General features: G+C 39.6%; 3 protein-coding genes. All 3 read left to right on the top strand.

Features of this window, described 5'->3' with window-relative positions; all coding sequences use genetic code 11:
• Position 1: 1 nt before the first annotated feature.
• From A361_RS04065 to A361_RS04075, 3 genes are read left to right on the top strand one after another with little or no spacing between them, the layout of a single operon-like run.
• Positions 2–5,983, top strand: a complete 5,982-nt coding sequence (locus tag A361_RS04065) for a non-ribosomal peptide synthetase (protein ID WP_019379471.1) — start codon at positions 2–4, stop codon at positions 5,981–5,983.
• A gap of 15 nt (positions 5,984–5,998) precedes the next feature.
• Complete coding sequence (locus A361_RS04070; RefSeq protein WP_019379470.1) at positions 5,999–7,021, top strand: TauD/TfdA family dioxygenase; 1,023 nt, start codon at positions 5,999–6,001, stop codon at positions 7,019–7,021.
• Positions 7,022–7,036: 15 nt separating this feature from the next.
• A complete protein-coding gene (locus A361_RS04075) occupies positions 7,037–10,159 on the top strand; it encodes an amino acid adenylation domain-containing protein (protein ID WP_019379469.1) in 3,123 nt (1,040 codons plus the stop codon).
• Position 10,160 lies beyond the last annotated feature (1 nt).

Genomic DNA, 10,160 nt, shown 5'->3' on the forward strand with positions numbered 1-10,160 from the left:
TATGGATATAAAAAATATTGCAAATATTTATGAATGCTCTCCCTTGCAAAAAGGTATGCTGTTTCATGCTGTACATCAGCCAGAAACAGGCTTATATATTGAGCAGATTCGGTTCTCATTATCAGATGCTCTTGAAAAGGAAGTTTTCCGTCGGGCTTGGGAAAAGACCGTCGAGCGGCACGATGCTCTAAGGACCACTTTTCATTGGAAAGGGATTAACAGCCAACTTCAGGTAGTACAAAAAAAAATAAAAGTTCCGTGGGAGGAAAAGTCATGGGATTGCCCGCTATATGAAGCCGATGAAAAGCTTAACAAAACTGCTGAGGATATACGAGTAGAACCTTTTGACCTTGAGAAGGGACCTTTGATGAAGTTTTGTTTAATAAAGCTAACTGATGGATATGAGTTCATCTGGACCTTTCATCACCTTTTGATGGATGGCTGGTCTATGCCCCTTGTACTAAAGGATGTTCTGGACTTTTACCATTCAACAATAAGAGATGAGCCACTTAGTTTAGAAAATACTCCACAGTACGGAGAATATATTTCTTGGCTTAACAAACAAGAGCTTAGTGAAGCTCTTGAATTTTTCCGAAGAAAGCTGGAAGGATTGGAAGAACCCAGTTATCTCAAAACAAAACGGGGTAATAGTATGCACTCCGTTCAGGATCAGTACAGGGATTGCTTTATATCTGAACAGGAAAGAACAAGACTTGAATCACTTGCCCGTGATCATAACGTAACTCTGTTTACGGTTTTACAGAGCCTATGGGCTTTATTGATAAACAGCAGGACTGACTTTACGGATGTGGTAATGGGGACAGTAATGTCCGGTCGCAGGCCTGAAGTGAGAAACTCCGATAGAATTGTCGGTCCATTCATAAATACACTCCCCTTAAGAATTCGACTTAAAAGGGAAGATACAATGCTGGAAGTAATCCAGCAGGTTCAAAAAGAGCAGACTGAATTGCTTCAGTATGAATATACCCCATTGTTCGAAGTGCAAAAAGTCAGTGGGCTAAGCGCAGATAAACCGCTATTTGACAGCATCATTGTTTTCGAGAACTATCCATTTGATCCCAAGCTTTTTACAGATGAAAAAGCAGGCCTAGCCATTACTCGTTTCCAGGTAGAGGAAAAGTCCAATTTTCCTGTTAGTTTAGCGGTAATTCCATATGAAGGGAAACTCCTTCTCCGCCTCCATTTTTCTTCCTCTGCAATCAATAATGATGATGCCGAGGCTATCTTGAACAGATTAACTTTATTTATGAATCAGGTTCTTGATGATGTAAACAAAACAGTGGATAGCCTTCAGCTAAAGGATGAAAAAGAAACGAAAAAAACAGTAATACATGGAAGAACTTTAAAACAGAAGATAACGGGACCATTTACATTACATGAACAATTTGAGAAACAGGTTCTTATCTACGGGAACAAGATTGCTGTGAGAAGTGAAAATGATGCTTATACATATAAAGAGCTTAACCGCCGTTCCAATCAGTTAGCAGCACATCTGGTGGAAAAAGGGCTAACTACAGGACAGCACGTTGCTGTCATGATGGAAAGGTCGGCCGATCTTGTAATTGCCATATTGGGTATCTTAAAGGCAGGCGGAGTTTATGTTCCTATTGACAAGCATATGCCAGAAGAACGGATAAGATATATTCTTCATGATTCAGAGGCTCGTTTCATGATTGTAGGAAAAAAAGGGCAGACTGCTAGTTTCACTGGTATTACTTGTATCCCAGTCTCGGTTAAACAAGACATTGGTGGTAGAACAGCAAAAGCGGAGGTAAGCAGTTTGCATTCCGCATACCTGATGTATACCTCGGGCTCTACAGGTGAGCCTAAAGGAGTGACGGTCACCCATAATGCTGCTCTACTTCACTATCAATCTTTCAAGGAAACTTTTCAATTGAAAGAATCGGATAAAGTGCTTCAATTTGGCACTATAACATTTGATCCTTCAACGGAACAAATTTTCCCGACATTATTTAGTGGGGGAGAAGTATTTATCCGGGGGGAACATTTGTGGGATGCTCAAGAATTTGTAGACAAAGTGAATGAATATGAAATAACTATTGGGAATCTTCCAACCCCATATTGGACTGAAGTTGTACAGTATTACCGTCTAACCAATAGACAGCTGGAAATGCCTTCGTTAAGGATGCTGGCAATTGGAGGGGACAAGCTTTCCAAAGCTCACGCTGAAGCATGGAACCTGGTAAATAAAGGGAAAACAGAACTTTATAACTTTTATGGACCAACAGAAATTGTGACAACCTGTACTTACTATAAAATTAGCAAAGAACTGCCTGATACACCAATTGTGAGTATAGGTATCCCATTCCCAAACAGAAAAACCTATATTCTGGACAACATGGACAGACTAGTGCCCGATGGGAAGCCGGGGGAACTTTACATTGGAGGACCTATCCTCTCAAGCGGTTATCATTTGAAACCAGCGCAGACCGCCGAACGATTTTTGCCGGACCCATTCAGCACAGTTCCAGGAGGGAGGATGTATCGCACGGGGGATATAGTAGCATCTTCTCCTACAGGGGAAATCGATTTTCTTGGAAGAAACGATGACCAGCTAAAAATACGTGGCTACAGGGTCGAGACAGGAGAAATAGAAAAAGCACTGTTAACTATCCCTGGAGTAAGGCAGTCCATTGTAAAAGCAGAATCAGTTTCAGGAAGAAAAACACTTTACGCTTATGTAACTTTGGACAAAGCAATATCTAATGAGGAATTAAAAGCATCACTCAAAAGCGTGCTCCCGGAATATATGATCCCTAGATCGATTATAGTACTGGATGAACTGCCAATGCTTACAAATGGAAAGGTTGACCGTAAAGCTCTTCCGTTGCCTGAAGTTCTTGAAAATACACGTACTTCTATTGCTGTTCCGGTGAACTCTCTTCAGGAAAAAATGGCCTGCATATGGGAAGAAGTACTTAGGGTTGATAAAGTAGGGATCCATGATAATTATTTTGAGCTTGGCGGAGATTCCATTCTAGCACTTCAAATTGCTGCAAAGTGTCAGGAAGTAAACATTCATCTAACAACTAAAGACTTGTTTGAACACCAGACCATTGAAAATATTTCACTTGCTCTGGAGAACGAGAGCGACGAATACTTGAATTCTAATTTAACAGATTTGGGAGGAGCAAATGGCCAGCCGTTTACACCAATAATGAAATGGTTCTTTGAAAAGGAACTTGCAAATCCACATCACTGGAACCAATCTGTCTTTATCAATTCAAAAGAAGATCTTGCTGTTCGTGAATTTAAGCAGGCTCTAACGTGTATGGTTGAAGCCCACCAAGCTTTCCAAACAAGGTTCATCCATAACGGTGATGAGTGGGTACAGATTCCGGATGATAGTCCTGGTTTTACATTGGAAGTGATAGACATAAATGGTGAAGCTGCGTTAGATTCCCAGAATAAAAGAATTCAGGAAGCCCAGTCATCTATTGACTTTAGTAATGGTCCATTGATGAAGGTTCTATATTTCAGAAATGAAAAAGAAAAGAAATATGAAGTTTTCTTTACTGCCCATCATCTAATCGTAGATGGTGTTTCCTGGAGAATATTACTAGAGGACCTGCAATCAGCGTACAATCAGATATTAAAGAATGAGCAAGTGAAATTGCCTAATGAAGGAATGTCTTTCAAAGAGTGGGGTCATTTTCTCCAGAATTATGCAAAAAGTGAAAAACTGGCGAAAGAGTATCCCTATTGGAAAAAAACAGCGGCATTCAGTACCAAGATACCTAGAGATTTCATTAACTCGGATATTCGAAACACAGAGGGAAGCAAGGTCAAGAAAACGATCAGTTTTACTGAAAAAGAAACACAATATCTATTAACCGGTGTCAATCAAACTTTGGATGCCAAGATTCAGGAGATACTTATTACAAGTTTAATCCTTACTTTAAGAAAATGGACCGGAAATAAACAAGTCAAAGTAGACCTAGAGGGACACGGTAGAGAAGAAATAAATAAAGGCGTTCAACTCAGCAGGACTGTTGGATGGTTTACAGCACTTTTCCCTTTTTTGTCTGACACAGGTAAAAATCAATCACTTCTCGAAAGCCTGACAAGTACCGTAAGACAAATCCGAAGTATACCGCAAAATGGTATCGGGTTTGGAATATTGAAATATTTAACAGATAAAGAGCTTAAAGACAATGCATCTGATGTCAGTTTTAATTATCTAGGCCAAGTAATGCACTCTAGGGAAAATGATTTCTTTGAAATTTCCAACAGGAGTGCGGAACCGATCAGAAGTAAAGAGTCCAGAAGAGCATATCTAATTGATGTCGAGGGGGCAGTCATAGGAGGAAAGCTTTCTTTAGATTGGATGTACAGTAGTTATGTCCATAAAGATGAAACGATTGAAATACTTATTTCCACTTTTGTTTCAACTGTGAAGGACATTATTGCCCTCGCCAAGCAATTTGAATATAAGCTGCTATTGCCAAAATCTTTTCCAAAAATCAGCCTCAGAGAGGATGAATGGGAACTTGTTAGTAGTCATTCTACTGATATAGAAGACATTTTTCCTTTATCGCCGGTCCAGGAAGGAATGCTTTTTCATACACTTATGCACCCGAATTCAGGCGTCTATGTAGAACAGATGGCGTTTAGAATCTGCGGGGAGTTCTCTGTACAGGCGTTCTCAAAAGCATGGGATCATGTATTGGCTTCTAACAGTATTCTCAGGGCGGACTTTTTATGGGAAGGCTTCACCAAGCCGATTCATGTAATAAATTCAGAACCTAAAGTGCAGGTGGAGTATGAAGACTGGTCAGGAAAATCTAGTTTGAGTGCCGAGACTGATTTAGAAGATTTAAGAAGAATGCAGCGATTGACAGGGTTTATTCCAGGTAGGGATCAGATGCTAAAGCTTAAACTGATTTGCTTAAATGAAGAAACCCATTATTTCATCTGGACCTATCATCATCTCCTTCTTGATGGGTGGTCAATGCCTATGGTAATTAACCAGCTATCAGAAGCATACAGAAATATCATTTCAGGCATAGAGCTAAGAAGAATGGCATCCCTTTCTTTTGGCGAGTTTTCTTTCTGGCAAAGCACACAGGATCGTTCAAACACAGACGAGTTCTGGAAAGAGAATTTATTAAATTACGATCAAAGGGCGATACTTGTTGGAACTGCAACTAAATCAAACTTGGCGAGCAGTGGGCATAGGGAAATAAAGAGGAAGCTTTCACTGGATCTCACTGGTAACTTAAAGACTTTAGCTTCTAGAGAAAAAGCTACGTTGAATACTATTGTTCAATGCGGATGGTCACTATTACTTAGCTTTCTCGGGAAAAAGGAGCAGGTAATATTCGGTTCAGTATTTTCTGGTCGATCAGCCCCTGTAAAGGGGATTGAAGAAATGGTTGGGATGTTCATTAATACCCTTCCAATCGGGGTTAAAGTCACTAAAAGGAAGTCTGTAAGGAGCCTTTTGTCCGAAGTTCAAAACCTGCAAGGAAAAATAAGTCAGATTGAGCATATGCCGTTAACAGAAATTAAGGAAATAATCGGATATAAATCAAAAGATCCCTTATTCGAGACATGTCTTATTTTTGCCAATTTCCCTAATATGTTGTCATCGGATGGAAAACAGCAGCTTCTTGAAGGTGTCAGCGTGCAGGATGTGGAGATTGCTGAGCAAACGAATTTTCCATTAACAGTTTCCATCGTGCCTGAAGATAGCCTCTCGTTGGATATTAACTACAGTTGCTCTCACTTTAATGAAGATGACATTAATTTGTACCTGGATCTTCTTGTAGCAGTCCTTTCACAAATGGGAACTGATTCAGGGTGTGAAGTAGGAATGCTGATGGCAGAAATGGAAAAGCTTCTGCTTTATCATAATCAATCACAAGAGTCCCAAAAAAAGGAACGGAATCGGAGCAGATTAAGCAGCCGGAAAAGAACATCTATATCAATATTAAGTTAAAAGGGAGCCCAAACAATGACAAAAACACTAAAAGTGGAACGGAGAACAAGGCAGACTGTACAGATGAATAAGCCACTTGTTACCAAGAATCTTCTAAAGGAAGGAAAGTTCTTACCTATTGTAATCACTCCGAACTCTGAGGAAGTAGACTTATTCAAATGGGCCAGTAAGAGTCGTGAAGAACTAAATGCTTTCCTGCTAAAGCATGGAGGAATACTTTTTAGAGGCTTTAAGGTAGAGGGTATTAGGGATTTTCATACCTTTATTCGTGAAATAGCAGGGGACCTCCTTGAATACAAAGATCATGCTACTCCAAGAAGCGCAGTAAAGAATCAAATTTACACTTCAACTGATTTTGATTCAGATCAGTGGATAGAGCTGCATAATGAAATGGCCTACAGCAACGAATGGCCAATGAAAATCTTTTTTTACTGTAACATCGCAGCTGTTTCAGGTGGGGAAACACCAATAGCTGATAGCCGGAGAATCTATCAAAAGATTGATCCGCAGATAAGAAAAAAGTTTGAAGACAAACAAGTAATGTATGTAAGAAATCTTGGACTTACCCTAGGAATGAAATGGCAAGATGTATTTCAAACGGAACTTAAGGAGGAAGTAGAGGAGATTTGCAGACAAAACGCAATGGATTGTATCTGGAAAACGGATGATCACTTGAGGATAGAACAGATACGTCCCGCTATAACAGATCATCCTGTGACCGGAGCACCTCTCTGGTTCAATCAAATAACCGCTTTTAACCTTACTACACTTAACAAGGAAATTAGGGAAGAAATTTTAAGGCAATATGATGTCCAGGATGTTCCCAAAAATTCTTTTTATGGAGATGGAACAGAGATTGAGCCAGAAGTACTGGAGCATATCCGAAAAGTGTACGAAGAAGAAACAGTGATGTTCTCCTGGCAAGAAGGCGATATTCTGATGCTCGATAACATGCTTACGGCACATGGTCGTTCACCATATACCGGAAACCGAAGAACACTGGTGGGAATGACAGAAACATGCAGTTGGAATAAATAATAAGGGGGGACGTTTATGAAAACGATGGAAGGCTACTCTTTGTCAAACCATCAGAAAAGGATCTGGAAATTGCAAGGTGTCTATGAAGCTCCGTTTTATAGTTTTCTATCTGTCAAAATGAATGGGATCCTTTCTATCCCAAGAATAAAAGAGTGCTTAATAGAATGCATGAACCGCTATGAAATCCTGCGAACAAGGTTCCAGGAGGTTGAGGGAATGGAGTACCCTCTTCAAATAATTGATGAAAAAGTGCCTTTTAGTTTTTCATATTCTCCTAGTTCAAATAAAGAGGAAGACCATAACTTGTCCATCCAGCAGATTGTAAGCAATAGATTAGATGTTGGGGCAGGCAAAAACGTTCATATTGAGATAATAAAATTAAAAGATAAAGAATATGAAATTAATCTTTATGGATTAAGTTTATGTACAGATCTAGCTTCTTTAAAAATGATTATCCATCAGGCTATCAGCCTTTATGTTGGGAACACTCAGTTACCAGAAGAAGAAATTATTCAGTATGTAGATTTTAGCCAGTGGCAGAATGACATATATGAAAGTGAAGAGGTCCAAATAGAAATCCCGCGGCAAGCGGTGCTTCCTTACGAAAGACTTAATGAGCAGTCAAAAAACCTTAGTCTCCAAAGAATTAAAAAACAGATAGACCAGACTCTATCCTCTGAAATAAAAAATTTAGGAATGCGGTATAACCTTTCTGTTTCCTCTCTTCTTCTTTCCGGGTGGAAAGTGTTCTTATCCAAACTGTCTTGTTTAGACATGCCGGTCGGGGTTGTAGCAGAGGGAAGGGAATATGAAGAGTTGAAAGAAAGTGTTGGTCAGTTTGAGAAAGTGTTGCCTGTACAGCTTGATTATAACGACTATACGTATATCGAATATGCGGAGAAGTGGCAAAAGCATACAAAGGCTCTGTTTGATAAAGCAGAATATGTGAATCCACTGACACTTATGTCAAAGTCTGAAGACTTTATTCCGTACCAGGCGCGTTATATCGATAAGATTGACTGGCCAGAACCATTTTCTGTATCTATCGAAGATTTGGCCACCTATTCTGAAAAGCATAAACTCTTTCTGACAATTTTTCCTGCTGAAGAAGGATATAAAATGATTCTTCAATTTAATGCATGCAACTACAGAAGAGATGATGCAGAAAAATTGCTAAATGAATTTATCCATCATCTTAAGGTTTGTGCTGATTCCCCAGAGAAAAAACTTAAATGCCTGTCTTTCTTAACTGAGACAGAAGAGAATTTCCTACAAGACCAACTAAACAGAACATATAGTCTAGATTCTGTTCGAGAAAGGAGTTCTATCTTAGAGCTATTGGAGGAAAGCTTTCAAGCCCATAGTGATCTACCAGCTCTAGTTGTGGATAGCAAAACGCTTTCTTACAGGGAACTTAACAGCAAAGTGAACCGTTTGGCAAGATATATTAAACAATATATCAATCCAGAGGACCGTGTAGCTATCTTTCTTCCAAGATCTGAAGAGGCTGTCATTAGTATATTAGCAGTTTTAAAGGCGGGAGGCTGCTTTGTTCCAATTGACGTGAAGTGGCCTGTTAACCGAGTACAATACGCTATTAAGAACAGTGGCGCATCCTTAGCGATTACAAAAGAACAAGCTGGTTTGAAAGATATTAACTTAGGCATTAAAGTCCTGGACTTGGAAGCAGAGCGATTAAAAATTCAGCAGGAAGATGAAGTGCCTTTCGTATCTTCCGTTCTTCCTGAACAACTAGCTTATGTACTTTTCACTTCAGGTTCAACCGGTATGCCTAAAGGCGTTTCAGTTCAGCATGACAGCCTGCTAAATTATATTTTATGGGTGGATCAGCAGTTCAAAAACGAGGACTTAAAGCTACCTTTTATTTCAGAACTTGGATTTGACGCCTTTTTAAAACAACTGTTTTATCCGTTGATGAGGGGAAAAAAGGTAACACTCTTTTCAGAAGAAGATGTTCTTGAGCCAGTTCGCTTTCTTGAGAAATTTTTAGAATATGAACTGAATACTTTGAACCTAGTTCCTTCTCTATGGAATGTTCTAGTGGGGGAAATACTTAAAGATGATATCCTAGCAGAAAAAGTAAAAACAGGAATAACTCATCTGTTGGTAGGTGGAGAAAAAATCAGCAGTGTTCTGCTCAAAGATACATGGGAGCTGTTTCCGAATATACAGGTTATTAATCTATATGGCCCTACAGAAACTACTTCGAATTCAACGTTCTCCTCTATCAAAAATGAATTGTTTGTGCCAATGGGAAAACCAGTTAGAAATACGAAGGTGTTGGTGCTGAACAAGGAAATGGAAAGAACAGCTGTAGGGGAGACTGGAGAGCTCTATATAGGAGGGACATCTGTTTCCCGCGGCTATTTTGAAAACCGGAGCCTGACCGCAACTCAATTCTTGCCTGATCCATTCGAACACGGAAAAAGGCTTTATAAAACTGGAGATCTTGCCCGCCTCATGGTAAACGGTGAGCTTGAATTTGTCGGACGCATTGACGAACAGATAAAAATTAATGGCAAACGGGCTGATTTAAATGAAGTGGAAGCGGTGTTGAGGACACATCCTTCTGTGAAAGAAGCAATCGTCTTTCCACTTGTCCAAGAAGGAACAACGATCCTTGCTTTCTGCACTGGGAATGCAGAAGAAGAGGAGATAAAAGAGTACTTAAGAAAGTGGCTGCCGGTGTATATGGTGCCAGCCAAAATTATCGCTTTAGCCGAGTTTCCGCTTAATAATAACGGCAAGACAGATAGAAGTTCACTGCTGGCCTTATACAATAGGCTTGAGAAAGGAAGGTATGTTTCTCCGAAAACTGAATTGGAACAAGTAATAACAGGGATATGGAAAAGTGTCATTAAAAAAGAGCAAGTAGGAATCAGAGACAATTTTTTCGAACTGGGCGGGCATTCATTGAACGCTACGCAAATCATTTCCCGTATAAGGAAAATTTATGAGCTCGATGTACCGGTCAGTCTGTTATTTGAATCAGAGACAGTTGAAAATCTGGCAAAGGGTATTCAAGAACTATACCCGCATGAAGATAAGTATATTCGACTGGTTTCCGAAGCTTATCTAAAAGCCGAAAAAATGGCTTCCGAAGAAGCAAAGATATGAA

The organism is Cytobacillus oceanisediminis 2691 (genome assembly GCF_000294775.2).
Taxonomy (GTDB): Bacteria; Bacillota; Bacilli; order Bacillales; family Cytobacillaceae; genus Cytobacillus; species Cytobacillus pseudoceanisediminis.